Consider the following 25,284-nt stretch of genomic DNA (forward strand, 5'->3'; position numbering starts at 1 on the left):
ACTTGCTCAAGTGGCGGAATAGGCAGACGCGCACGGTTCAGGTCCGTGTGCCCGTGAGGGCGTGGGGGTTCAACTCCCCCCTTGAGCACCACAGTTGATATGAGCTCCGCTGGCATTGCCCATAGCGGTTTTGGCGATATCGCCCCAAATGTCATTACCCGGCATGACCCCTAATTTTCCATTGCGCTCTACAGCGTTGTGCCGTACAGTTATCGCCGGATAGTTCCTTTCTTTCATGGGAATATCCTTTCCGACAGAGACCCCGGCGCTCTCACCGCCGGGGTCTTTGATTTCAACTCTGGACGGCAGCACCGCGGGTTGAAAGATCAATAGCGATCCCACAACAGGGTGCAAATCTACGCACCATTTTGGCCCGATTTCTGCTCTGAGTTTGCACTACGCAGCCCCGACCGTCCGGAATTTGCACTATGTTTGCCCTTGACTTGGTGACGAGCCTTCATCGCGAACAAAGTGTACGTGGGTGACAGTTTTTCCCTGTTTTATTGTCAGGGACGTACATTCTGTGGCCGGTACGGTTCAGAATGCACGTTTTGTTGCCCCGCTGGGGCATCGTCGCACCGCGGCCGGCGGGGCGGGTGGTGTGTTTTCCGGAGTGTACTGCGGATGTTGTACAAGCGAAGTACAGCTCTGACAACACATGCCTCCTCCCCAGGGACTGGTGTGAATCCTGAGGTTCGAGTTATAGGGGCCTATAGGGCACCCGGCGCTCGCTCAACTCGCGAAACGCATGGCTTACGGGGCGCTCGGCGCCCGGAATTTCTGTGCTACGATTCCACCCATGGGCATTCAACTATTCCTGTAGATCGGCGTGGCGCCTCGCGTTGAAGCGCGGCAGTCACGCCAGGTCACGCACGCAGCACTCACCGGTAGGTACATTGGCGCACTCGCGCTCACTCCGCGTACCCCCGCAATTTTCGCGTGCTCCGCTCCCGATCAGCTCCACCTAAGCTCGGTGCACCGCCAGTTCAGAACCGGCTCTAGCTCAGCTCCGGATCCTGATCCAGCTCCACGGAATATTCGAACCACAGCATCTTGAGGAATCCCATGACCCAGCCCTCGGCCGCGTCCGCCACGCACCCAAAACCCACCCCGCATATCTCCCGCTTCGCTGCCTTCCGCCCGTGCTCGCTGCGCTTCTCCGAGGAACACATCCACGCCTACCCGAATCGGCCCCTCGCGTTCCTCCTCGCCATTACCCGCGAAAACGCCGGGCTGATCGCGCTGACCACGCTGATCGCCTGCCTGACCTCGGTGGCCAGCGTGGCCCAAATTCACTTCGTTGGGAAAATGCTAGATTCCGGGCTGGAGCACGGCATCACCGCCGAGCTCCTCGCTCCGGCAGGGGCCTTCGTCGTCGCCACTCTTATTCTTGCCCTCACGCTCTGCACGGAAATCCCCGAGAACGTGCTGTGGATGCGGGCGATGATCCATCCGCAGCGCACCCTCGCCGCCCGGCTTTTCCCGCGCCGCACTGATCTGGAGATGCAAACCGGCGACGTCGTCTCCGTGCTCAACTCGGATACCTACATGGTCGGGGCCATGCTCATCAACACCCCGTCCACCCTGGCCTCGCTGCTGTCCTTCGCGCTGGTGGCGGTGCTCATGATGCGGATGAGTGTGCCGCTTGGCCTCGCGGTGATTATCGGCCTGCCGCTGGTGATGGCGGTTGTCTCCTGGATTTCCCGCGTCATGGCCAAATGGCGCGAGCCGCTGCGCGAGGAACAGGGCAAACTCACCACATTGGCCACGGACGGCGTGGTCGGGCTGCGGGTGATGCGCGGCGTCGGCGGAGAAGATTACTACAATGCGCGCTACCGCGAACAATCGGAAGCGGTCAAAAAGGCCGGTTTCGACGCCGCCCCGTCGCGTGCCCTCATGTCCACCGTGACCAACGGCGGCCCGCTTATTTTCCAGGCGGTCATCGTGACGGTGGGCGTGAGCATGCTACTTAGCGGGCACCTCACCGCCGGCGAACTCTTCGCGTTCGCCGGCTATTGCGCCATCCTCTCCATGCCCATCATCATGTTCTCCAGCTTCGCGACCAGCGCGGTCGCGGCCTGGGTCAGCGCCAAAAAAATCACGCGCGCGCTCGCGGCCGAACCGCTGCTGCCCGATACCGGCACTGTGATTCCGCCGGACTGGCGCGCGGTTTCGCTGTACGACGCCGCGGCGGACTTGCACATCGAAGCCGGGCGCTTCACGGCCGTGGTGGGTGCGAACGTGGAGGAGGGCACCGCGATTGCGGCGCGGCTCGCGCGTATGAACGACGACGCCGCCATCCGCCTGCGCTGGCCTGCCCCGCCACCTAACGGCGAGCCGGGCGGGGCGCCCGCTCCGGGCGAAGCCCGCGCCGCGGATATCCCGCTGGACGAACTCCGCGCCCACATCCGCTACTCCGGTCCGGTCGCCGATCTTTTCGCCGGCACCCTGCGTGAGAATCTCCAGGGCGAGCACGCTCCGGCTGTTCCGGCCCGCACCCTGCCCCAGCTGTTCGAGGATTATTCGAGCGGACAGGCCGGCCACCAGCACGCCCCGGCGGATACCAGCGCCGATGACCAGCTCAACCGAGCGCTGGCCGCCGCCCAGGCCCGCGACGCCGTGGAGTCGCTGGGCGGCCTGGACGGCACCGTGACCGAGCGCGGCCGCAATGTTTCGGGTGGCCAGCGCCAGCGCCTGGTGCTGGCCCGGCTGCTGGCCTCCGACCCGGAGATCGCCATCCTCGTGGACCCCACCTCCGCGGTGGATTCCCACACCGAGGCCCGTATCACCGCTGCCTTGGCCCAGGCCAGGAAGGGGCGCACCACCGTGGTTGTCTCGGCATCCCCGCTGGTGCTGGGGGCAGCTGACGTCGTCGTTCTTATTCGCGACGGCAAAGAAATCGCGCGCGGCACGCACGCGCACCTACTCGACCACCCGGACTACCGCCGCATCGTGGTGCGGGAAACCGGAGAAGAACCGCAACCCGGAGAGGAGCCGGCATGATCCTTCCCATCGCATCCCGCCGTTTTTCCGTGCGTGCCCTGGCGCGCATTGTCCGCGGGCGCCTGGGCGAATTCAGCCTGGTCGTCGGGCTGCAATTGGTGGCGGCCATCGCGGCCGTTATTTCGCCCATCGTGATCGGCCGCGCTATCGACATCGCCGGCCACCCGGAAGCCGCCGCCCGCGCGGCCACGCTCATCGCGCTCATGCTCGGGGCGGTCGCGGTCCACACGCTGTTCACGTTCCTCGCGGATCTGCGCGCGGAATACTTTGGCAACCGGGTTTTCGCCCAGCTGCGCGACGGCGTGGTGCACGGTATCACCCACTTGCCCCTTGACCTGGTGGAAAGCGCCGGCTCCGGCGACCTCCTCGGCCGCACCACGGACGATATCACCCGCGTGCAATTCTTCATCCAACGCGGAATTTCCAGTCTCGTGGTGCTGGTGACCACCGTGTGCGTCTCGCTGGGTGCGGCGCTGCTGGCGGCCCCGGCCCTCGGCTGGACGCTGTTCCTCACGGCGCTGGTCACCGCGGTGGTGCGCTGGTTCCTGCGCCGTATCGTCCCGGTTTTCCAGTCGGGGAGCGCGGTGCGCGCGGCATTTGCCGGCTCGGTTTCCGAAACCGTCACCCAAAAAACCACCGTCGACGCCCTCAATCTGGGGCGGGTGCGCCTCGGGCGCCTGGGCACCTTCATCGAGGAACACGTGCGCGTGGAAACGTACGGCGCGGGAATCGTGTGGCTGTTCCGCGCCGGCGTGGCGCTGTCCGTGTGGCTGCCGGTCCTGGTCACGCCGCTGGTAGGCGCGCTGCTCATCCCGCGCGGCGCCGCGACCCTCGGCCAGGTCATCACGGTCACGATGCTCGCGATCCAACTGGCCGGCCCGCTCGAAGAACTCGGCTGGTTCATCACCGAACTCCAGTATTCCCTGGTGTCCTTCGCCCGCATTTTCGGGGTGGATACGGTGCCGCCGGAGTCGCGCCCCGACGTGCCGCGTGGAACCGATGTGGAATTGCGCGGCGTGCGTTTCCGTTACGGCCGCACTATTAACGACGACGCCGGGCCTAGCGAGCCACGCGCCTACGCGCTCAAGGGCGTTGATCTGGAGGTGCGCAGCGGTGAGCACCTGGCGATTGTGGGGCCGTCCGGGGCCGGGAAATCCACGCTGGCCCGGCTGATTGCCGGAATCAACCGGCCCGAATCGGGCGCGGTGCGGATCGGCGGGGCGGATGCTTCCCGGATTCGGGAGGATCACCTACATGCCACGGTATCGCTGGTCACGCAGGAGCACCATGTGTTCGTGGGAACGGTGGCCGATAACCTGCGCATGGCCCGCGCCGATGCCAGCGAGGCGGAGATGCGGGCCGCGCTCGCGGCGGTGGAATTGGATCTGCCTTTGGAAGAGCGGTTGGCGGGCGGGGCGCGCGAGCTTTCGCCCGCGCAGGCCCAGCAGTTGGCGCTGGCCCGCATTATTGTGCTGGACCCGCAGATCCTTATTTTGGACGAGGCCACCGCGATGCTGGATCCGAATGCGGCGCGCTCGGCGGAGCGCGCCCTGGCGCGGGTGCTGGAAGGGCGCACCGTTATTTCCATCGCGCACCGCCTGTATAGCGCCCATGCAGCGGACCGGGTGGCCGTGATGATCGACGGCCGGGTTGCCGAGCTGGGCAGCCACGATGAGCTGGTCGAACGCGGCGGGGAATACGCCCGGCTGTGGGAGATGTGGCAGGCGGTGGATGCGCCGGAGGTGTGAGGATGAAAGGGTGAGGCGCGAGTGCGTTCCGGGAGCCATTATGCGCATATGAAATGTGTAAAGATGCAGGTCAGTGGCTTGTGAGTAGGTGATCTGGCGGTTGGGTGCGGGGTGGCGGGTGAATAGTGGTGTCTTTCTCTTAACAAATATGCAAGGAAATCGGTTAAGGTATGTGTTTGAAGGCCACTGGATGGTGGTTGTTTCACGCGCCAACAGATAGGGATTGCCGGGAGGGCTTGGTTTTTCGCGGTTTTCTTGGTGTTGGTTGGATTCTAATCAAGCTTGGTGCTTGGTACTTGTGGAAAGGTTTGTCTTGATGTTCAAGATTGGGAAACGGGTTGCGGCGTCTGTTGCTGCGCTCGCTGTTGTGACGGGGGGGGGGTAGCGTCTTATAGCTTTGCGGCCGAGCATATGGTGAAGGACCTTGTGGTCGCGGTTGTGGCTGATGGTACCCCTGACTTCAGCCAAGAAGCAGGCCCTGGTAAAGATACCGGCCCGAAGAATGGGGTTGTGCGTTCGCTGGATACTGTTGATTATGAGGTGTCCTGGCAGGTCACCGAGGATGGTGACTATACGCTTGAGGCGGACTTGCCTGCTGGTGTGGAGTTTGCTCCGGGTTCTGATTCTTTCTGTAAGAACGCGGGCAGCGCGATCAAGAATGATTTGACGTACCAGAATAAGAACACGCTTCGCTGTGAGCTGTCGGGTACGGCTGGGCAGTCGGTGAAGTCGGCGGTGAAGGTGTTTGTGCGCCGGGCCGCGAATGACTCGGTGATCCCGCTCCAGTTCACGGCTGGTGGTGTTACCTCGAATACGGTGTCGACAAAGGTGTCGGCAAAACCAGACTTCACCGTAACCCATACCCCTATTCACTCTGTGCAGTATGAGCAGGTAGATGGGCTAATTTGGGGCTCAATGGGCGTTTCTATTAATGCTCCTCGCCCCTCTCAGGGGTTGAATAAAGGTCTTGAAGCACTCAGTGGTGACTATCGAGTGAGCATCCCGGTGAAACTACCGGAAGGCTCTATCGTCAATTGCTCAAACGAATCGCATTCACCATTTTGGCCATACAACTATTTGAGAAACGACCCGAAGGTTAGTGAAGACAACTCATTTAGAAACTCGGGTCAGTGCACTAACGGTACGTATCGTGATGGTATTTTTTCTTTTGATGTAACCGGGGCTGATCTTACCGCATCATCGTGGCCGACCCGTGAGAATACTGGTGGGCAGTGGGGTCTGGGCCGAACCGAAATATCTCAAGTTCGCATTAATATTAATATTCCCGTTGCGGCGGCTGCTACTCAGCGGACTATCGAGTGGGGTGAAGCTAGCATCGTTGCTAAAACCCTGAATAACGAAGAATACGCGATGGAATCAGCGGCGTATTCTCAAGGAATCATCGATCCTAATAAGCCATCTGTTGGTCGCGATCCTATCTCTTTCTATCCGAGTGTAGACAGGTTTTCTCCAGGAGAAAGCCTTGCTTTAGGTGAAGAAAAGAAAGCGTTCATATGGTCGCGATGGCATGTGCTTGGGGTGCACCAAGGCAAGGGTGTAACCGCATGTTTCGCTGCTAATCCCCAGCAACTCCAATTTGCGCCCCACGGTCAGGGCACAGCATTTAACTTGAATGATGGAAGCGGTAATAAATTAGCGGAGAGCTTTGAGTATTACCGTGGTGACGATGATTCACTTTCGGAGTCTTTTACCTGTGGCGCGTATGGGGATAGTGCGCCGGGGTGGAGCACTGATGCGGGTGACATGTCCACGGTAAAGGCTGTTCGCGTTCGTGTAACAGATAAGGCAAAAGCCGATCAAAGTTGGAGCTTTACCGCTGCGGTACATCGCCCCACCACTTATACAACCCAGGTTGGAGCGCGAATCCCGGTCAAACATATTACTGTGCTTGACGGAACCGAGCGCGTGTTCCGTTCAAACTCGTATTTCACTGCTGTTGATGGAACCTTTGGTTTGAATCCGGCCTGGGATAAGGCGGATGGTTTGTTTGGTCAGGTCCGTAACCTGAATCTTGGTTTCACCGCTAAAGACGGCCTAAACGAAGGCACGGTCACGGCTACGCTTCCGGCGTGTTTGAAAGTCACCAACCCCGGCACCGGGGAACTAACCCCAGCCACGGGTGATGTGGATCGGGAGAATTGCGGTATTCCTGGGGATACTGTCACCTTCCCCGTGGTGGATGGTAACCCGAACTATGTAGTGCAGGCCCAGGTCATGGCTAAGTCACCGCAAACCGGGACCACGAAGGTTATCCTGGACTCTCCTCAGCAGCCACTGAGCGAGGTACGCCGTTCTAAGAGCATCTCGTTCACCACCGGTCTGGTTGAGCAGGCCACCGCGTCCGTCTCTACCAGCGCTCCGGAAAACACAGTGACGTTGGAGAACGGGACGGCGGCGATTCCGTTCACGCTTGCGTGGGGTAACGCCACCACCGGTAATGCCACGGGCGAGCTTGTGTGGTCAGTGCCCGAGAACGTAGTCCTCGCATCCGTAGGTACCCCGTCCGACGACGCGTCAGTGCAATGCACGACTCAAGATCGCACCGAAGTAACAACCGCTCTTGCGGCTGATAAATCCGGTAAGACTCTCTCGTGGTCGGACTGCCCGGCAGATCCCGCGACTGTGACGGCTGTAAAGGTTTCTACCGGTGATCTGGCATCTACTGCGACCGGTACTCTGCCCGTGAGCGTTACCGCCAACACGGTTGGTGACGTGAATACGTCGTTCACCGCGGGTGTCTTCACCACGGCCGGGGACGGCAAGGTTGATTTCACTGAGGCTACCCCGCTCTCGGTGTATGTCCGTACACCCGCCCCGGCAGATACAGTGACCGAGGGCGCGTGGGAGGATGCAACCGATGCTTCCGCCAAGGATTGTGACACGAAGCAGGTAACCCAAACTCGCACCGTGACCACGACCCCGCACAAGTGGGACCCGGCCGGAAAGCAATGGGTTGCTGACCCGGATCACGCGACCACGAAGACTGAGACTCAGACTCGTGCTATGACCGATAGTGAGCTTCAGGTTTGTACCCCCAAGCCCGCCGATGACGTGAAGACAGCCGAGTGGGTGGATCAAGATGGCGCGGACGCGAAGAACTGTGCTGCTAAGACCGTCACGCAGACTCGCAGTAAGACCACAACCCCGTATAAGTGGGATACCGTCTCTAAGACGTGGGTTTTGGATGCGGATAAGGTGAAGGTTGAGTCTGAGACTCAAACCCGCCCCATGACAGACACGGAACTCATGGCGTGTGCGATTCGCCCCGCCGACAAGATCGATACCACCGAATGGGTAGACAGTACTGAGGAGGATGCGAAGGATTGCGCTACCGGTAAGGTGACTCAGACTCGCTCGAAGACCACAACCCCCTATAAGTGGGACACCGTGGCTCATGAGTATGTGCTGGACACCGAAAACTCAGTAACTGTAACTGAGACCCAGACTCGTGACATGACCGACGCTGAGCTGCAAGTCTGTACCCCCAAGCCCGCCGACAAGATCGACAACACGGAGTGGGTGGATTCGACTGATGAGGGTGCTAAGGATTGCCAGACCGGTAAGGTCAAGCAGTCACGTAGCGTGACGACCACGCCCTATAAGTGGGATGCCACTAGCAAGAAGTGGGTGGCGGATACTGACAAGGCCGTGACCACGACTGAGACCCAGGTTCGGGATATGACAGATAGCGAGCTGCAGGTCTGCACGCCTGCACCCGCCGACGATGTAAAGACCACGGAGTGGGTTGACTCGACTGATGAGGGCGCTAAGGACTGTCAGACCGGTAAGGTCAAGCAGTCTCGCAGCGTGACGACGACTCCCTATAAGTGGGATGCGGCTACCAAGAAGTGGGTGGCGGATACTGAGAAGGCCGTGACTACGACTGAGACTCAAACTCGGGATATGACAGATAGTGAGTTGCAAGAATGCACCGTGAACCCCGGCCTCAAGGTTGAAGAAACCGAATGGACTGACTCGGCTGAGGACGGTGCGAAAGACTGCGCTACCCGCAAAGTCACCCAAACCCGGACTGTGACAACCACGCCTTATAAGTGGGACAGTGTCTCGAAGAAGTGGGTGCTTGATCCGGAGAACGCTACTACTAAGACCGAGTCTCAGGTTCGGGATATGAACGAGGACGAGGTAAAGGTCTGTATGGCTGGTACCGGTGTCCCGGTCTATCCGGATCCGACTCCGGTTCCCCCGAACGGGAGCGTGACTATTGATCCGATCAACGGGCCCGATAACCCTGCCCAATGTGAACCCACCGGTCCTATCACGCGCGCTGACGGAGTGACCATTACGGTGGATAAGGATTGCAAGGTCACCATCACTATCCCTGAGGGCAAGACTCCCGGTCTGTTGACTCCGCCTGTCGAGGTGACACCGAAATACCCCACCCCTGATAAGCCGGTGGTTACTGTACCGGTGAAGGTGATTGATACACCGGATTGGGATGATACGACCACGACCCCGGGCACCCCGGTAACCGTTGAAAAGAAGAAGGGCGAGGTACCTGAGGGGACCACGACCGAAGTAAACGGTCCTGGTACTGCGGTGTTGAACCCTGACGGGTCTATCACGGTTACCCCGGGTGAGAGCGCCAAGCCTGGTGAGACGATCACGGTCAAGGTTGTTGATAAGGTAGGCAACCCCCTCGATAACATCACCGTGACGATTACGGAGCCGGCACCCGGCCCGGACTGGGACGACTCGATCACTGGGCCTGGTAAGAAGATCACCGTACCCAACAAGGGCGGTGACGTACCTGGTGGCACCACGGTGACGGTGAACGGCCCGGGAACAGCAACACTCAATCCGGATGGCAGTATCACTGTCACCCCGAATGAAGACGCGAAGCCTGGTGAGAAGATCACCATCACGGTTAATGACGGTAAGGGTAAGGCCTTGGATTCGTTTACCGTGAAGATCGGGAAACTCAAGACCAGCGCGAAGAACCTGCCCGTGACTGGTGCGACTACGACGGGCATGGCTGGCCTAGCGGCAGTGTTCATGTTGGCTGGTGGGCTGATGGCCTGGCGGCGTCGTCGTAACTAAACAAAATAAGAGCCATATCGGCTAGCCCCGCCAGTGTGTAGGGGCTGGGGGTGGTAGGTGAATGTACGAAACTGGTTTACCTACCACCCCCATTTATTTTCATTGCGCCAGCCGTGCAGTTGTGGTGGCGCTAGGCGTGCAATTCGTATTGCGCTGGGTGTGCATTTTTTCGTTGCGTTGGGGTGTTGTGGTGAGGCTTGAGTTATTAGAAACCCTCGTATCGTATTCGAGGCTTGGGACGATGGACGCGGTAGCCCGCCAGTGTGGGTGTACCACCGCGGCGGTTGTGAAGCGTATCCAGTTGTTAGAAGAAGAAGTAGGCTATCGGCTCACCCAAAGAGCCGGGCGGGGTAGCGAGCTCACGCCCGCGGGTTGGCATCTGGTGGAGCGTTCTATCCAGATTCATGGGTTGGTGGATAAAACCGTGAGCGAGATACGAGGGGCGGTGGATGACCCACGCGGGCGGATCGTGATTGTGGGACGCGAGTCCGCTGCCCTGGAGAGTCTCGCAACTGTGATGGGGCGGGTGCGGCAGGAGTATCCGGGGATTAGTTTCGAGGTAGTGGCGTGTGGGCGGGAGCAAGCGGCTCGCATGCTCAGTGAGGGTGGGGCGTCTTTCGCGGTGTTGGATGCCTCGTGGGAGTGTGAGTCTTGGGAGACACTGAGCTTGCCGGGTGAGGACCGGTGGGGACTACTCGTGAGGGCTGGTAGTGATCTGGCGGGCAGAGAAGCAGTGCGGCGTGCGGATATTACGAAGCGGGCGTTGGTATTGCCGCATGAGGGTAGCCGGGAGCTTGGGTATTGGTTGGATAAGGAAAACCAGTTGGATGTGGTGGGCCGGTATGGGTCTGGGCGGGTGGCTTGCCACCTGGTTGAGGCCGGGGTTGGTGAGGCTATTGTCTTGGAGAATGCCGTTGCGGAGAACGCGGGCATGATCGGGGCAGCGAATTCTGGTGGTGCTTCTGGTTTGGTGTTTGTGCCGCTCGATTGGCTGGTTGGTTTGCGGTGTGTGTTGGCGTGGAGCAAGCAGGCACGGCTTGGGCGGGCTGGTGAGGTGTTCGTGGAAACAGCCCGGGAAGCCTTTCGCATGGTAGATTGACATTACTCATCAACCACGATGTTGAAGGAGTATCTGGGGCCGTTCGCTACGCGGGCGGCTCCTGCTGTATACGCTGAATGGGTGCAGAATCCCACCACGGTTCCGCACCATCCAGCCTGGGCGAGGATATGCGTGGCGCACAGCCCGATTTCCGTACCCGCATGTTCGCGCCGCCGGCCCGGGGAGGTTACCACTCTGGTTGATCCTATCTGCTCGGCTAAGGCGTAGCGGTCTAGCGGCGGCGTCGTGCTTATTCTTTCTGCTACGGCCGCTGCAACGAAAAGAGGCGATGCACAGGTGTCGGTGCCCGACTCGCGTTAATCAGTAGGTTCATTTCTATCTGATTTCCATCTTGCGGCCGCGAGTTTTCACTTGTTAGTGTATGACTAACGTCCCATATTTATGGTGGCGTTATGGTATGGCAAGTTCAACGGTGTACTTGAAGGAGATATCATGGAAAAATTCCACGGAATATCGACCTATTAGAAGAAGTAAAACTAAGCGTGCACTCATTGCCGGCGTGATTGCTGCCGCTGGAGTGCTATCACTGCCGAGCACCGGCGCTCAAGCATTGGGTGGAAACTGCGAGGCATGGCTTGAAAATGGAGTGGGCTATACTCTCGGCGCGGGCCAGTGCTATTCACTCAATAGCGACACCAAAGCTCGTGTAACCCTCGATATTGCTCTCCATCCGGATTTCCATTCGAAATGGTTTACCGCTACTAACACCGTTTACCGGACTATCGGATGGTCGGCCACGATGCAAGGGTGGCCCCGCGACGCCCGTATTGATTACGCAGGTCGATAATATTTAGTAGATGATCCCGGTGGGTGAACGCGTTGTTGCCCACCGGGATATTCTTCCTACCAATCGGTGAGGGAATATGGGAATTCGCATTGAGGATTTGAGTTTTTCCTACGCTTCTCGGAACGAGACCCGGGTTATTTTCCAGAACGCATCCGTGGTTTTTGAGAAAGGCTTATTTTATAGCCTTATGGGGCCGTCCGGCTCTGGGAAAACAACATTATTTCGCTTACTCTCTAAGCAGCTGGTTCCTGGAGCAGGAACGATAAGCATCGGGGAACGAAACCTGGAAAACATTGATATTCCTGAACTGCGCTCACGATTGATTGGACAAATTTTCCAAGATTATCTGCTGGTGCCATTCCTAAGCCCGACCGAGAATATCTTATTGGCAAGAGAAATAGCTGCCGGGAAAGCTACTCCTGCAGATCGCACACACGCACAAGAACTTCTTGCCCGGATTGGATTGGAAACCTCCCAAAACCGCCGGGTAGCACGCTTTCCGGGGGCGAACAACAACGGGTCGCCATCGCGCGTGCTGTTAGTGGGCAGCCGCTACTTCTTCTTGCCGATGAACCCACCGGCGCACTCGATGCTGATAACACTGCGAGTATAGCTACGTTACTCTCCGATCTTGCGCACTCGGAAGGCTTAACGGTCATAGCGGGTACTCACGACGAGGCTTTCGCCCGGCACACCGATCACGTGGTGCGCATTCGGGACCATCGGCTTGTCGTAGAGAGGTGACCATGGGAAAGCAACGCGTTCGCCTCGTCTGGAAAATGCTCGTTGATCAACCGCGGCGCGCTTTGTATACCCTTATTGTGGCGATTCTTCTTACGATGATTGCAGCAAGTCTGGGTGCATTCTTTAATGCGCATAATCAGGTTCAGATCCGCGAAGCGCAGGCATCATTTGGTTCGTATGCGCAGCGAGTTTCCGGAAACGAAAATGTCAAAGAATATCTGAGAGATCTCGAAAGCAACGGAAAAGCCGTTGCTGTTATCCACTCCCGCGCAAATATCTTGGCCCGGCAGGGCCAAACTGATGATGCTGCAACAACGGCCGATGTTACCTACCTGAGCGGTCAGGGGGATATGGGCATGTTAATCGCGGGAAACCACCCGGCTTCTGCGGGCGAGATTGCGGTGAGTAGCGAGGTTGCCCGTCTTCTCGACGTAGAGCCAGGCGGAGATATCGCCCTCGCGGATCTTGAAGGAGAGGGGAAAAATTCTCCTGCAACATTTCGCGTGGTTGGGATAATCGAAAATCCGGCTTCTATTCGCGACCGCACCGCCATAGCGGTCACTGATAGCACGGAGATTTTGGGAAGAGCGGATTCGTGGCTGACGGATGATCCGCTCATGCCGCTTGCGAACGAACTCGGACAAGGTCAGGCGCAGGTGGCAACGCCTGATAGGGTAGCGCATCGCGCTTCTGAGAACGCGATAGCCTACCAGGTCATCCCTGCTTATGTCGCGTGGTTCGTCGGGGGATTTGTTGTATGCGCTGTTATTTTTGCAGTTTTTGCAGCTGATAGGCAGCGGCGTCGTTCTGTCCATAACGTTCTTCGGTCGCTTGGCGAATCCCCGTTCAATGCGGCCTTCCATGCATCATTATCGACCGGGCTCACCATGGTGATCGGTGGAATGATCGGGTGGATATTAACCCAACTGATTGTTGCTGGTAGCGCGGAACGGGTTGGCATTTTTTATGAAGAAAGGTGGACCGGACCATTCACCGCAGATGTCGCACGAGGGTCCGTTGTTTTATTGCTGCTCTTTGCTCTTGCCACGTTCGTGAGTGCGGCCGCAACCCTATTTGCTCATAGGTGGCAGCAGCGTGACCACTACGAAGAACTCTCCTACCGAAAGCTCGGGATCTTAGGGGTGGGTGGACTGGTGGTAACCGTGGTTTTCATCGCCTGCCGGCAGCTTTATATTCTGCCCTGGGGGCATCAGCTTGCGTTGGTATCGGGAGCATTATCCATTCCGGCATTGGGCTATTACCTTGCGCTCGCTTTCCAGCGGCGCACGATTTTCGCGAAGCTCAGTGCGCGCTTGCATAAGGTTGCGCTGGTTGCTCTCGGATTAGTTTTTGTTACGAGTTACTCGGCCGCGCTTTTCAGTAGCGCCGTCGCCCTCCAAAATAACTGGATTACGCGCGAGATTGCCGGTGAAGATAGTTATCTGCAAGTAGCCTATGCCTCGAAAGCCTCGGTGGTGAGCCTAAAGTCGCGTTTCCCGGAGATCGCGTCCCAGACAAGCATTTTTGGTGAACCTGAAAATGGGGAACGAATGTACCGTTTGGTGACCTTGGACGGTGCGGATTGCCTCGATATTGGTGAGCGCTTGGATAAATGTAACCGGATCGATATGGACGGTGTTTTCCTCGCTTCCGGAAATATGAAAGACCGCGAATTTGTCAATCACGCGCCGGCGCATATGGTCAGCCCGGACGGAAAAGTGGTTGTCGTCGAATTCAGTGCATCTGACCCAACGGTCACCAATATGTGGGTTGTGGATAACGTTATTCCAGACGAGAAGCTGAGTAACAACGTTTTCCGCGGGCTTATTTTGGCGCCCGATGATCCGGTAGTCGGTCAAATGGGACTCACGGATCCCAGCCTTTTCCGCATCACGATTTTTGGCTTTGGTGAGCTATCTGATGACATTCGGGACGGTGTCCGTTCAACGATTTTGACCCAGGCGCCTTTCGCTTTTGTTACCGATCCGGATGCGCCGGAGGACAGGCAGCTGCGAGCAGAGGCGATAACCCGGGTTCTTGTAGCACTCCTTACAGCGGGAATCGTGCTTTGCAGTATGACGATTGCTATTGTCTCTGATCAAGCAATTGAGCGGCGTTTGATTGACTTGGGCGGAGGCGGTATCCGTGCCCGAGTCAGGCTTATCGCTCCGCTATTGGGATCCTATGTTGTGACGGTGGCGGCAGCTGGGGTCATGGGCAGGCTGGTGGTTATGGATCGATTGCCATTCACTCCTGCTATTGTGCACCACGATTATGGCTTGCTGTGGATAGTTGTATTGGTCAGTATCCTCTTCGCGCTGCCCGCGCTGCATTGGGCTGTGCGGAAGCCTGATCCGGTACGGAAGGGGTAGCCCGGCGGCGTAGCGCTCGTTGCGCGAGACGTGTGGTCTCGTGCGCATTCGTGGATGCCCGCGCCGCCGGGCCGGGGAGTTACCGCTCGGAGCTGAGCCTATCTGCGCGGCTGAGGGCGTAGCGGGCTAGCGCCGTCGTCGTTCCAACCCAGAGAAGCGCGTACACGATATCCGCAGCCGCCGGTGCGCGCATCCACTGCACGTGATACGTGAGCGGGTTGCAGCGCGCGATGAGCTGGAGGTACGTGGGCGCGGAGCTGAGCTCGTAGAACAGCGGGGCGGAGAGGACCACCGGCAGCGTGGTGAAGGTGGCGAGCATATCGCGTGCCGCGTAGCTATTCACCAGGGCGCCTACCGCCGCGCCGAGGCTCACCCAGCCCCACACAACGAGGAGTGCGATGAACGTTCCCGAAAGGAGCGCGGTGCCGTTTACGCTGGTTCCGCCCGCAAACGAGAGGCCCAGGTAGGCGAGGGAGACCGCGGCGACTTGCACGAGGAACACCAGGGAAATCACCGCGAAAATCGACGCAAGGTAGGTCCACACTTTCCCGCCCTGCATCATGAAAATCGCGTAGACGCCCCACTTTCTGTCATTGGCGACGTCGGAAGAGGCGTAGCCGAAAGCGCGGAACGTGAGCAGGCAGACTATGCCCGTGAAGGCGTAGCTGAGGTAGCTCCCGCTGTGCGCGGTGCCGAGCATTCCGGAAATGCCGACAACTAGAAAAACGAAATAGGCCAACGGCTCGACGATGCGACCGAGGTAGACGCCGCGCCAATTCCACAGGGAAGCAATATGGTACTTAGTGAGAATAAGTGATTTTTTCATGGGAGCGGGGTTCCTTCTTCGTATGCTTTGAGGGCTGCCCAGAGGTCGGTGCTGCCGGGGCGGTACGCCATGAACCTCGCGGCCGGCATATCGGCAATAATGCGACCGCCGCGCAGAGCGATAACGCGGGTGCAGTACTCGGAAAACTTCGAGGTTTCGTGCGTGCTGACCAGCACGGTTCGCCCTTCCTCCACCCGGGAGCGCAGGTAGCCGAACACGGTGTCGATGCCGGCGGGATCCAGGCCGGTGGTTGGCTCGTCCAGAATCATGAGACTGGGGTGGCCGATAATCGCGCGGGCGATTTGGGTGCGACGCAATTCCCCACCGGAGAGAGTCTCCGCGGTGCGGTCAAGGAGCTGCGAGAGGCCCAGAACCTCCGCAACGCCCTCAATATCGGCGCGGCGATGCCAGCGGCCCACTCGCAGATCGAGACCCAAAAGAATATTCTGGGTGACCGTGAGGGACCAGTCGATAATTTCGCGCTGCGGGCACCAGCCGATAGCGCTTTCAGCCACCGAATTGGTGACCGTGCCTCGGGTGGGCTTGATGAGCCCACCAAGAATATCGAAGAGCGTGGATTTTCCCGCTCCGTTATGGCCGATAACGGCAACCAGCTCGCCCGGGTGCAGGGCAAGATTCACGCCGGTCAGGGCCGGTGTTGATTTCTTTGGGTAGATTTTTTCTACCCCGATAGCTTCAAGGATAGGGGTATCCATGAACGCTTACCTCCAAAATATGCAAAGACTGCCATAGGGAATGTGCATACCGGAGAGGCCGAGTCCGCAGAGCGCACGGCACCGGGAGCAAGTGGCGCCGAGCGTGACAATAGCGGTGCTCGATAATGAGGCGCTGGGATACCAGGAATACCGGGGATATGAGGAGTACCCGGGTGTCGGTAATGCCCGAAAAATCGCGCACGCTAGGAATAAAGGTGCCCAAACGGAGCGTCTCGGTTAGTTACCGAGACGCCGTGTGTTACTGGAGCGCGGCCTCGCCGGAAGGGGAAGGCTTAGCGTCGGGCACGTACCACGGATACTCCGTTTTCTATCAGTTGTTTATGATGCTTTCGTTAAGTGTAGCTTGCTTAGCCCACTGAGGTGCTTTGGCCTGGATTCTAAATCGGAGTGCAACATCTTTTACGATTGCTGGTGTCCAGCCGAACCTGTTAGCCCCGCGGAACCCGTTAACCCGCCGCGTCTACCAGAGCCTTTTCCAGCTCAATCGTATTGGTGATTGCGGTGAGCGGCTGGTAGCCGGTGCTCGCGGTGCCGTTGATAATAATCGCGGGGGTGCCGCGCAGGCCGAGGGTTTCCAGCCCCAAGGATTCCTGGGCGGCAATGAAGCTGGTGGTTTCCGCGCTGTCACGCGCAGCCCGGAAAGCTTCCACGTCCAAGCCCAGCTGGGTGGCGTAAGCATCAAGGTTTTCATCGGAGAACATCGACGGTGCTTTGTCAGGGTCGTGACCCGCGGCAGCTGCGCCGTCGAAAAGAAGAGAAGAATACTCCCAGAACTTGCCTTGCAATCCGGCCGCGTGCGCGGCGGCGGCTGCGCGGTCACTGGACACGGTGTCCTTGAAGATCGGGACCTGCACGTACGCGAGGTAAATATCGCCCTTCTTGGCCAGCTCCAGGAGCTGCGGCACGGATTCGGCGTGGAGTTTATTGCAGAAACTGCAGGCGTAATCGGAGTAGATCGTCACGTGCACGGGGGCCTTCGGGTCCCCGGCGGTTTGCCCGGAGGCAGTTTCTAGCTGCGGCAGGGCCTGGAGCTGGGTGCGAATCTCATCGGGCTGGGTGGGAATGTAATCCTGCCCGGCCACCCAACCGCGGTCCGTGGCGAGCTGGGTGTAGCGCGTCTCGATGGGGCCGGGCGTGGTGTTCAGCCCGCCCTGCCCCGGAGCGTCTTGCCCTGCGCCGGGTTTGGCCGGCGCGGTGGCGGTTGCGGTGGGATGCGGCGCGGCGCTGCCCCCGAAACGCCCGTTGGACGAACCGAGGGTAAGCAGCACCGCGAAAACCACCAGGGCAATAATCGCCAGCACGGTGATCATCACCCAGAATCCGCGGCTGCTGGGATGCTGTTCTTCTTCCCCAGCAGGCGCGGGAGGTGTGGAAGGCGGCCACGCCGGGGCGGCGCCGGTACCAGCGCCCGTGCCAGAAGCTGAGCCGGCTCCAGAAACCGGGCCAGTACCAGCGCCCGCGGCTGCGCCGACGCTCGGATCCGGGCCCACGCCCGCACCCGAACCCGCCGCCCCGGGCGTACCGTACTGACCCTGGAACCCAGATTGGCCGCGATCCACGGAGTCAGGAGTTCCCTGGCTCATTATTCCTCCACCCAGCGCTCAATCGTGCGCACGAAATGTTCCGCATCTTCATCAGCGAAGATATCAAAGACCACCAGATTCACATTCGAGCGAGGATTCTGGTGCAGCCACTGCGCCACGGTATCCAGCGCAATCCGCGTGGCTTCCGCGAAGGGGAAATGCGAATGGCCGGTGGCCAGCGAGCAGAAGGACACCGAAGTAATATCGCCCTTCTCCGAAGCCAGGTCGAGGCAGCGGGTGTAGCAGTTGGCCAGCGCCGCGCGATCCGCATCCGTGACCTCACCTTCCACCGTGGGCGGCAGGGTGTGGAGCACGTAGCGCGCCGGCAGGCGATACCCGCGGGTGAGCGCCGCTTCGCCCGGTTCCAGTTCGCGATCCGACATCGAGTACAGCGTGGCGCAGTCATTGCGCAGCCACGGGCCGGCCTGGCCGTGAATGGCCTGGTCAATGGAGGGCTTATTGTAATCGCGGTAGCCCAGCAGATTGGGGCGCGCCCCGTTGACCACCGCGTCCACCACGAGTTCCCGCGCGTCCCCGCGCCAGATCACGGTCTTATCGCGGGCCGGGTATTCCGATTCCGGCATCATGTCAGAAATACGAGCCAGGTGGCGCGCCTCGGTGCGCCCCAGGTAGCCGGACAGCCGGTACAGCAGCACGTCGATCGCGCGCGAGACGTCCTCGCTGACGTCTTCGGGATCGCGCTGGATGAGGCGGTGGTTGAGTTCGGTGAAGAGCTCCCGGTCGGTCATTTTCGCCAGGTTGCCTTCCAGGCCGCCGAAGGCAATCTCAAAGAGCTCCCGGTCGGTGCGCTTCGAGGCGGCGGGCGCGGGCCACTCGTCGTCGAGCTTCAGGGCGTCGCGATATTCAGCTAGGTTGAGCATTATTCTCCTTATTCTGGGTCCGAACAGGGTTCCCTAGTACAAGGGTACCGGGCAGAAACGGTTTTCGTGCGCGTATGCACAGGGCCCGTGCCCGTACGTGCCCACGCCCGCCCCTGTGGATAACTTCGCGGTATCCCCGGTAATGCGTGGCTGCGCCGCCCGGCACGCTAACCTAAACCTATGACAACCTGGTTAACAACCGCTGAATTGGCCGAACGTTGCGGCACGGATACGTTCACGACCCTCGCCGCACTCGAACTTTTAGGTTTGGCCGACGGCGCCGCGCCTTCGCCGCTCGCTTCCCGCCACGGTTTAGCTGACGTGGGGCGCGAAAGCGGGGCGCTGTGGCACACGGATTCCGAGCGCCTGCTGCGCGCGGTTGTGGATACCGATGCGAGCGGCACCGGCACCGCGGAGCCTGTGGATAACGACGTGCAGGGTGTGTTACCGCTCGCGGGCGTGGATGAAGATGATTTTGAGGGGTACGACGACGCCGCAGCCACTCCCGCTCCGGCCCAGCCGGCCGAGGGTGGTAGCCCGGTCGGCAGCCCGCGCCCGGGTTTTGCCGCGGTGCTTGCCACCGATGGGGCGTGCTCGGGTAATCCAGGGCCGGGCGGCTGGGCCTGGGTGGAGCAGCTCAGCGGGGTACGGAATAGCGGGGGCGCGGCCCGCACCACGAATAACATTATGGAGCTGACGGCGCTTATCGAGGGTTTGGAATATGTGGCGGCCCAGCATGGCACCCAGGCACCGCTGCTTATTCGCGCTGATTCGCAATACGTCATTAATGTGATGACGAAATGGGCGCGCGGCTGGCGCGCGAAGGGCTGGAAGAAGGCGGACGGGAAGCCGGTGAAGAACCGCGATCTCGTCGAGCGCCTCCTTAATCTTTACGAGGCCCGCACTGGCCGCACCGAAGTGGAGTGGATCAAGGGCCACGCCGGCGACGCCGCCAATGAGCTGGTCGATTCCCTCGCCGTCGCCCGCTCCCGCGAATTCTCCCGCCGCGGCTGACCGCGCGTATTTCCGTTCGGAATCCGGGCTTGCGTTTTCTTAATGATCTGGTAGAGTTATTTCACCAAGACCGGTACCGCTGCTCCCCGGAGCAGTCCAGGGCCGGTCCTCATTTTCTTCACCGAGCATGGAAGCACAGGAGCGAAGGGTTAATAGACAAAAAGTGGGTCTAATGACGGCGTGTCGTTGGCTTGGATCCGGTTCGGATCCGTACGAACTGGGTACGCAGACAAAGTGCGAGGGAGAGTACCGTTTGCATCCTGTGGCATCTCCTCGGCGCTCAGCACCCGGCCGGCGGGTACGGGGTGTTTTTCTGGGCTGTACTGCGGATGTCGTACATGCGAAGTACAGCTCGAGCAACACATGCCCCCTCGCCAGGTGCTGGTGTGACTGCTGAGGTTCGTGAGATTCTCGCTCCCTTACACCCTCTCCATCACGCCCACTAACGTGGCGGGGTCCGCGCTGGCCGGCGGCTGCGCCGTCGTACCTCACGCCCGCCCGCGCTCGCCAAACGCCCGCACCCACCAACCGCCCACACGCCCCCGCGCACCAACCCCCGCATCTCCAGTAGAATCCCTCCATGACTATCGGCCCGATTGCGAAGAAGATCCCTACCGAACGTACTTTCCACGGCGACACGTACGTCGATAACTACGAGTGGCTGCGCGATAAATCCGATCCGGATGTCCGCGCGCTCCTCGACGCTGAAAACGCCTATTTCCGGGAGCAAACCGCGGGGCTGAGCGATCTGCGCGATAATCTCGTGGCCGAATTCAAGGCGCGCACCAAGGAAGCCGACCGCGCCCTGCCCTACCGCGTGGGGGACTGGTGGTATTACCGGCGCACTTTCCAGGATCGGCAGTACCCGGCGATGTTCCGCACTCCCGCGCGCGGCGCCGCTCGCCCGGACCTCAACACCTCTTTCCCGGAATTCCCGGTCTGGGACGGCAACGAGCTCGCCCTCGGGGAAGAATTCTTCCTCTGCGGCGGCTTCATGCCCTCCCCGGACGGCAAGCTCGGCGCGATGAGCGTGGATTTCACCGGCGATGAGCATTTCACCCTGCGCATTTTCGATATTGAAACCGGCCAGATCGTGGACGATTCAGTGCGCGATATCGGCTACGGCCTGGCCTGGATGGCCGATTCCAGCGCGGTTGCCTATTCGCGCGTGGACGATTCGTGGCGCCAGTGGCAGGTCAATCTTCACCGCATCGGCGATTTCAACGACACGATCCTCTTCCAGGAAAACGACGAGCGTTTTTCCGTCGATCACGAACAATCCCGCAACGGCAAGTGGATTATTATCCGCTCCGCCTCGGTGACCTCCTCGGATGTGCGTTTTATTTCCACGGAGAATATCGAGCAGCGCGTCAAGATCCTCGACCGCCGCGAGGGCCTGGAATACACCGCCGAACCCGCGGGCGACCAGGTCCTCATCGTCCACAACGCCAACCGCCCCGATTTCGAGGTCGCTTCCGCGCCGCTGCGCACCTCCACCCCGGAAGAATGGGATCCGATTTTCGTGCCCGAAGAGGGCGAGCGCGTCGATTACGTGGAGGCCTACGCCGGCCACGCCGTCATCTCGATGCGCTCCGAAGGTCAAACGCAGCTGCGGGTCATGCGCCGGGAACGTCCACTTTCTGCCGCCAGCGCTATCGGTTCGACGCCGCCCGTAGCGGTCACCTCCGATTCAGGAACCGTTTCCGGGAACGACGACGCCGCCACCGTGGCGCCCGCCCAACCGGCCGCGGACATGCCGGCCGAGCCCGCGCCAGCCGCGCCGGCCGCCAAGCACGGCTGGTCCGCCCCGGTGGCCATCCCCACCGGCGAGGGCAGCTTCGTGGAAACCTACCCGGAGGGCAATTGGTTCACCTCCCGGGTGGTCTTCACCGAGCAGTCCATCCTGGAGCCGCCCACCCAAAAGGCATTCGACCCGCTCACCGGCGATATTGAGGTCCTGCGCACCCTCGACATCCCGGGCTACGACCCCTCGCTCTACACCCAGGACGCGGTGTGGGTAACCGCCCGCGATGGCGTGGAAATCCCGCTCACGGTGGTGCGCCGCGCCGATATCCACCCGGACGGCACCAACCCCGGCTACCTCTACGGTTACGGCAGTTACGAAGTGTCCAACGAGCCCTATTTCTCGATTTACCGCCTGAGTTTGCTGGACCGCGGCGTCGTTATCGGGTGGTCGCATATTCGCGGCGGCGGTGAACTGGGGCGCCGGTGGTACGACGACGGAAAACTCCTCCGCAAGAAAAACACATTTAACGATTTCGTGGATTCGGCACGGTGGCTTATTGACTCCGGCTGGGTGGCACCTGACCGGCTCGTGGCCGAAGGCGGGAGCGCCGGCGGCCTGCTCATCGGCGCGGCGATCAACCAGGCCCCCGAGCTGTTCCGGGCCGTGCATGCCGCGGTACCCTTCGTGGACGCGCTGACCACGATCCTCAAACCGGAGCTCCCGCTCACGGTAGGCGAATGGGAAGAATGGGGCAACCCGGTGGCTTCCCCCGAGGTGTACACCTATATGAAGGAGTACAGCCCGGTGGAGAATGTGCGCGAAGGGGTGGAATACCCGGCGGTGCTGGCCACCACGTCCCTCAACGATATTCGGGTACTGTACGTGGAGCCCACCAAGTGGGTACAGGTGCTGCGCGAAAAAACGAAGCCCAACCCGGAGCGCCCCATCCTGGAGCGCATCGAGATGGTAGCCGGGCACGCCGGGAAAACCGGGCGCTACGACGCCTGGCGCGAGCGCGCCGAGGAAGTGGCGTGGATGCTAGACCAGGTGGGCGCCACCGAGGTGTACTAAGCGCCACCGCCGCGCGGCTGCCGCATAACGCGAGTGGCTCGCGCGCGTACGGCCCGGTCAGTTCCGGCAATGGCCGGGCCACGCCGCCGTACAACGCGCGCCGCGCCGGCTAGCTAATCCCGGCTTCCGCCAGCGCCGCGGACCACGAACCGAAGCGCTGGCGGATGGCGGCCCCGGAGGGGTAGGTTCCCTGGTTGCCCGAATCGGCCAGCCATTCCACGTACCCGTTGTAGCTGACGGTTTTGCCGTTCCGCCGCGCCGCGATCGCGTGGCTGCGCAGCGCATCCACGTAGTCCTCCCGGTCAAATTTCAAGGCCCCGCGCTTGCGCCCGTTGCTGACCGCCAAGCCAACCGCCTGGAGTGCCTCGTTCCAATACCCGGAGAAACTCTTAATAACGGTTTGCGAGGTGGGCGGCCAGGTCAGTTTCCCGCGCCCGGATTCCGCTCCCGCCAGTTCCGTGACGGCCAGGCGTTCGGCGTCGTACTGCTTCGCCGTGAGAGTGAGGTGCGGGTCGGCCGCAATCGCGCCCTGGGCCCGGGCAATGCAGGCGAGCACCTCGTCCACGTCCAACTCAGAATTTTCGAGCGCTGTGCGCACATCCGCAACCATGTCCGGGTCAAGTGAGGTGGCGGGCGCCGCGGCGTCGTCGCCCTCAGGGGTGTGGACACGGCCGAAAATGTAGAGCATTGCGGCTTCGAGCGCGAGGTGGGAAAAACGCGGCGTGAGGCGGCGGGCGCGCGAGCCACCCGCGGTGGTGCCGAGCCACGGCGTGATTTCCGCGAGGCGCGCGAGCGTGGCCGTGACCGCGCGGGCGGAGAGGTCGGCGGCTTCGTCGATGCCGATGTGGTAGTCGATCCCGGCCTGCGGGCCGCACAAATCGGAGGCGGAACGGATCGTGAGGAAGGGGATTCCCGCGAGCGCGGCGGTGTGCGCGGCGGCGGTTGATTCCATATCGGTGAGGAGGGCGTCGGGGAAGCGGGTGCGGGTGTCTTCCACGTTCGCGGCCGTGACGAAGGCATCGGAGGAGAGGACTTCGCCGCGGCGGATGTTCTCGGGGACGGCGGCGAGCAGGGTGGCGTCGCCTTCGAAGAATTCGGGGGCGCCGGGGACCTGCCCGGGTGCGTATCCGAAGACGGTTGCGTCCGCGCGGCCGTAGCGGTAGCGGGTTCCGGCGACGACGTCGCCCCCCCGGATATCAGCAGCCAGGCCACCGGCGGACCCGGCCGAGATGATGACTTCGGGGCGGTAGCGGAAGAGCGCCCAGCCGAGCGCGCAGGCGGTGGCGACCAGGCCCACGCCGGTGCGCATGCAGAGAATCGGGCCGAGGGCGGTGGGCACGTTCACACCGGATGCCCCGCGCAGTTCGGTGGGGAAGATGGGCTGGAGGGATTCGGCGGTGGCCGGGGTGGTGGCGTAGAAAGGTTCGGCGCGCAGGGCGGCGAGGACCGGCACGATTTCTTCGTCTTGAGCTGCGATAATGAGGGCGCGTGCCCGGGTCTTGCCGGGGGCGAGGGAGCGGGTGCGGGTAGGGGTCACTTGGCCATCACCTGTTCCCAGGTCTCGCGCCCGGCGAGCATGGCGGCTACCGCTTCCTGGGCGGCTTTGAGGTTGTGGTTGGCGCCCCAGCCGCACTGGACTTCGTTCGCGGCCGGGACTTCGGTGGCGGCCAGGATATCGCGGAAGGTTTGTTCCACCAGGTCGCAGGTGGCGGGTACGTTCGGTTCGGCGGCCAGCAGCAGGTAGAAGCCGGTTTGGCAGCCCATCGGGGAGAAATCGACTACGGCATCGCTGTGATTGCGCGAGTATTCGGCGAAGGAATGCTCGATGGAGTGGATGACCGGCATGGTCAGGTGTTCTTTATTGGGCTGGCAGAAGCGGATGTCGTATTTGGTGAGGACGTCCCCGTGCGGCAGGTGTTTGATATCGGCAACCCGCACGTAAGGTGCGGAAACTTTCCGGTGGTCGAGGTTGAAGGACTCGACGTTCATATGCGGCACGGCTCTTCCCTTCTTTGGAACGCGATATGTGTGGGCCGGGGTGCGGGCCCGGTTGTGCTGGGCCCGCGCGGGCCTGGCAAGGCTTCGCTGGGCCTGGCGAGGCTTCGCCGGGCTCTGCTGGCCTGGCCGGGTCCGCCCGGCGTATTACAAACAACGGCTATTGTATCTAGCTTTAACAAGTGCGGTGAAGCGGTCTCAGATTCCCAGGAAAATTCCAGCCTTGGTGCATGGTATTTTAGGGAACCTCGGGTTATATAGAACATGTCAGCGGAAAGCAACGGGAGGCGTGGACCCGTTCCGCTGCCGGGAGACTGGTTATCTCCCGGGGACAGGCTCAGTCGCAGCCAAGATGAACCCGGATGGTTCCCATTTCATCCGCTGTTCTAGCGCGAGAGTCTTCAGAAGGCCGGGGGAGCGTGGACCCCCGGCCTTCGCCATGTCTGCCGCGGCGCGGTCAAGTCCGGAAGGATAACGCGAACGCGGGCGCTGGCCGGATCGGGTTAATAGACAAAAAGTGGGTCTAATGACGGCGTGTCGTTAGCTCCCGATCCGGCCTTTACGGATGTTCAGACCG

General features: G+C 60.8%; 16 protein-coding genes, 1 tRNA gene and 3 pseudogenes. 12 read left to right on the forward strand and 8 right to left on the reverse strand.

Features of this window, described 5'->3' with window-relative positions; translation table 11 throughout:
* Positions 1–4 precede the first annotated feature (4 nt).
* Positions 5–91 (forward strand) — tRNA-Leu (locus ACRQHG_RS05360).
* Here ACRQHG_RS05360 and ACRQHG_RS05365 read toward each other — a convergent pair.
* A complete protein-coding gene (locus ACRQHG_RS05365; RefSeq protein ID WP_284897468.1) occupies positions 70–237 on the reverse strand; it encodes a hypothetical protein in 168 nt (55 codons plus the stop codon). The two genes, ACRQHG_RS05360 and ACRQHG_RS05365, sit on opposite strands and share 22 nt — an antisense overlap.
* A gap of 828 nt (positions 238–1,065) precedes the next feature.
* Between ACRQHG_RS05365 and ACRQHG_RS05370 the strand changes: the two genes are divergently transcribed.
* From ACRQHG_RS05370 to ACRQHG_RS05395, 6 genes and pseudogenes are all read left to right on the forward strand, one after another.
* Positions 1,066–3,003, forward strand: a complete 1,938-nt coding sequence (locus tag ACRQHG_RS05370; protein WP_284897467.1) for an ABC transporter transmembrane domain-containing protein — start codon at positions 1,066–1,068, stop codon at positions 3,001–3,003.
* Positions 3,000–4,751, forward strand: a complete 1,752-nt coding sequence (locus tag ACRQHG_RS05375; RefSeq protein WP_284897465.1) for an ABC transporter ATP-binding protein — start codon at positions 3,000–3,002, stop codon at positions 4,749–4,751. Before ACRQHG_RS05370 ends, ACRQHG_RS05375 begins: the two co-directional genes overlap by 4 nt.
* A 411-nt stretch (positions 4,752–5,162) precedes the next feature.
* Positions 5,163–5,468: pseudogene (locus ACRQHG_RS09365) on the forward strand (hypothetical protein); the annotation flags it as partial.
* Positions 5,469–6,656: 1,188 nt separating this feature from the next.
* Positions 6,657–9,830 carry an Ig-like domain-containing protein gene (locus tag ACRQHG_RS05385; RefSeq protein ID WP_284897462.1) on the forward strand — a complete coding sequence of 1,058 codons (3,174 nt, stop codon included), beginning with the start codon at positions 6,657–6,659 and terminating at the stop codon, positions 9,828–9,830.
* 61 nt (positions 9,831–9,891) lie between these two features.
* A pseudogene (locus ACRQHG_RS05390) lies at positions 9,892–10,191 on the forward strand (helix-turn-helix domain-containing protein); the annotation flags it as partial.
* A 63-nt stretch (positions 10,192–10,254) separates the two neighbouring features.
* Positions 10,255–10,929 carry a substrate-binding domain-containing protein gene (locus tag ACRQHG_RS05395; protein ID WP_435719699.1) on the forward strand — a complete coding sequence of 225 codons (675 nt, stop codon included), beginning with the start codon at positions 10,255–10,257 and terminating at the stop codon, positions 10,927–10,929.
* Positions 10,930–10,931: 2 nt separating this feature from the next.
* Here ACRQHG_RS05395 and ACRQHG_RS05400 read toward each other — a convergent pair whose 3' ends face one another.
* The gene (locus tag ACRQHG_RS05400) at positions 10,932–11,123 is read right to left on the reverse strand and encodes a hypothetical protein (RefSeq protein ID WP_435719696.1); all 192 of its coding nucleotides are present in this window, start codon (positions 11,121–11,123) and stop codon (positions 10,932–10,934) included.
* Positions 11,124–11,311: 188 nt separating this feature from the next.
* Between ACRQHG_RS05400 and ACRQHG_RS05405 the strand changes: the two genes are divergently transcribed.
* The 3 genes and pseudogenes from ACRQHG_RS05405 to ACRQHG_RS05415 all read left to right on the forward strand — a co-directional run bounded on the left by ACRQHG_RS05405 (position 11,312) and on the right by ACRQHG_RS05415 (position 14,853).
* Positions 11,312–11,737, forward strand: coding sequence for a hypothetical protein (locus tag ACRQHG_RS05405; protein WP_284897544.1), 426 nt, complete (start codon positions 11,312–11,314; stop codon positions 11,735–11,737).
* 187 nt (positions 11,738–11,924) lie between these two features.
* Positions 11,925–12,481 (forward strand): annotated as a pseudogene (locus tag ACRQHG_RS05410) (ABC transporter ATP-binding protein).
* Between the two features lie 2 nt (positions 12,482–12,483).
* Entirely contained in the window at positions 12,484–14,853 is a 2,370-nt protein-coding gene (locus ACRQHG_RS05415) for an ABC transporter permease family protein (protein ID WP_320753739.1), read from the forward strand.
* A 79-nt stretch (positions 14,854–14,932) separates the two neighbouring features.
* On the opposite strand, the gene ACRQHG_RS05420 is transcribed toward ACRQHG_RS05415, so the two are convergent.
* The 4 genes from ACRQHG_RS05420 to ACRQHG_RS05435 all read right to left on the reverse strand — a co-directional run bounded on the left by ACRQHG_RS05420 (position 14,933) and on the right by ACRQHG_RS05435 (position 18,880).
* Entirely contained in the window at positions 14,933–15,679 is a 747-nt protein-coding gene (locus ACRQHG_RS05420; RefSeq protein WP_284897551.1) for an ABC transporter permease, read from the reverse strand.
* A complete protein-coding gene (locus ACRQHG_RS05425) occupies positions 15,676–16,395 on the reverse strand; it encodes an ABC transporter ATP-binding protein (RefSeq protein WP_284897552.1) in 720 nt (239 codons plus the stop codon). The genes ACRQHG_RS05420 and ACRQHG_RS05425 overlap by 4 nt, the downstream gene beginning before the upstream one ends.
* Before the next feature lie 467 nt (positions 16,396–16,862).
* On the reverse strand, positions 16,863–17,999 hold the full coding sequence (locus tag ACRQHG_RS05430) for a DsbA family protein (protein ID WP_284897553.1): 1,137 nt from the start codon (positions 17,997–17,999) through the stop codon (positions 16,863–16,865).
* Entirely contained in the window at positions 17,999–18,880 is an 882-nt protein-coding gene (locus ACRQHG_RS05435; protein WP_284897554.1) for a macro domain-containing protein, read from the reverse strand. The genes ACRQHG_RS05430 and ACRQHG_RS05435 overlap by 1 nt, the downstream gene beginning before the upstream one ends.
* Positions 18,881–19,060: 180 nt before the next feature.
* Here ACRQHG_RS05435 and ACRQHG_RS05440 point away from each other — a divergent pair, with 180 nt between their 5' ends.
* Positions 19,061–19,894 carry a ribonuclease H family protein gene (locus tag ACRQHG_RS05440; protein WP_284897556.1) on the forward strand — a complete coding sequence of 278 codons (834 nt, stop codon included), beginning with the start codon at positions 19,061–19,063 and terminating at the stop codon, positions 19,892–19,894.
* A 580-nt stretch (positions 19,895–20,474) separates the two neighbouring features.
* The gene (locus tag ACRQHG_RS05445) at positions 20,475–22,712 is read left to right on the forward strand and encodes a S9 family peptidase (RefSeq protein WP_284897558.1); all 2,238 of its coding nucleotides are present in this window, start codon (positions 20,475–20,477) and stop codon (positions 22,710–22,712) included.
* A gap of 109 nt (positions 22,713–22,821) precedes the next feature.
* On the opposite strand, the gene mtnN is transcribed toward ACRQHG_RS05445, so the two are convergent.
* Positions 22,822–24,249: a 5'-methylthioadenosine/S-adenosylhomocysteine nucleosidase gene (mtnN, locus tag ACRQHG_RS05450; RefSeq protein WP_435719697.1), complete on the reverse strand. Its 1,428-nt coding sequence runs from the start codon at positions 24,247–24,249 to the stop codon at positions 22,822–22,824.
* The gene (locus ACRQHG_RS05455) at positions 24,246–24,701 is read right to left on the reverse strand and encodes an S-ribosylhomocysteine lyase (protein ID WP_180948688.1); all 456 of its coding nucleotides are present in this window, start codon (positions 24,699–24,701) and stop codon (positions 24,246–24,248) included. Before ACRQHG_RS05455 ends, mtnN begins: the two co-directional genes overlap by 4 nt.
* Positions 24,702–25,284: the final 583 nt, after the last annotated feature.

It is taken from the genome of Actinotignum vesiculae (assembly GCF_051267215.1).
Taxonomy (GTDB): Bacteria; Actinomycetota; Actinomycetes; order Actinomycetales; family Actinomycetaceae; genus Actinotignum; species Actinotignum schaalii.

Bases quoted from the DNA above. Each gene is read 5' to 3' on its own strand.
- ACRQHG_RS05365 (WP_284897468.1), bottom strand. From the start codon at position 237: ATGAAAGAAAGGAACTATCCGGCGATAACTGTACGGCACAACGCTGTA.
- ACRQHG_RS05370 (WP_284897467.1), top strand. From the start codon at position 1,066: ATGACCCAGCCCTCGGCCGCGTCCGCCACGCACCCAAAACCCACCCCG.
- ACRQHG_RS05375 (WP_284897465.1), top strand. From the start codon at position 3,000: ATGATCCTTCCCATCGCATCCCGCCGTTTTTCCGTGCGTGCCCTGGCG.
- ACRQHG_RS05405 (WP_284897544.1), top strand. From the start codon at position 11,312: ATGACTAACGTCCCATATTTATGGTGGCGTTATGGTATGGCAAGTTCA.
- ACRQHG_RS05415 (WP_320753739.1), top strand. From the start codon at position 12,484: ATGGGAAAGCAACGCGTTCGCCTCGTCTGGAAAATGCTCGTTGATCAA.
- ACRQHG_RS05420 (WP_284897551.1), bottom strand. From the start codon at position 15,679: ATGAAAAAATCACTTATTCTCACTAAGTACCATATTGCTTCCCTGTGG.
- ACRQHG_RS05425 (WP_284897552.1), bottom strand. From the start codon at position 16,395: ATGGATACCCCTATCCTTGAAGCTATCGGGGTAGAAAAAATCTACCCA.
- ACRQHG_RS05430 (WP_284897553.1), bottom strand. From the start codon at position 17,999: ATGAGCCAGGGAACTCCTGACTCCGTGGATCGCGGCCAATCTGGGTTC.
- ACRQHG_RS05435 (WP_284897554.1), bottom strand. From the start codon at position 18,880: ATGCTCAACCTAGCTGAATATCGCGACGCCCTGAAGCTCGACGACGAG.
- ACRQHG_RS05440 (WP_284897556.1), top strand. From the start codon at position 19,061: ATGACAACCTGGTTAACAACCGCTGAATTGGCCGAACGTTGCGGCACG.
- ACRQHG_RS05445 (WP_284897558.1), top strand. From the start codon at position 20,475: ATGACTATCGGCCCGATTGCGAAGAAGATCCCTACCGAACGTACTTTC.
- ACRQHG_RS05455 (WP_180948688.1), bottom strand. From the start codon at position 24,701: ATGAACGTCGAGTCCTTCAACCTCGACCACCGGAAAGTTTCCGCACCT.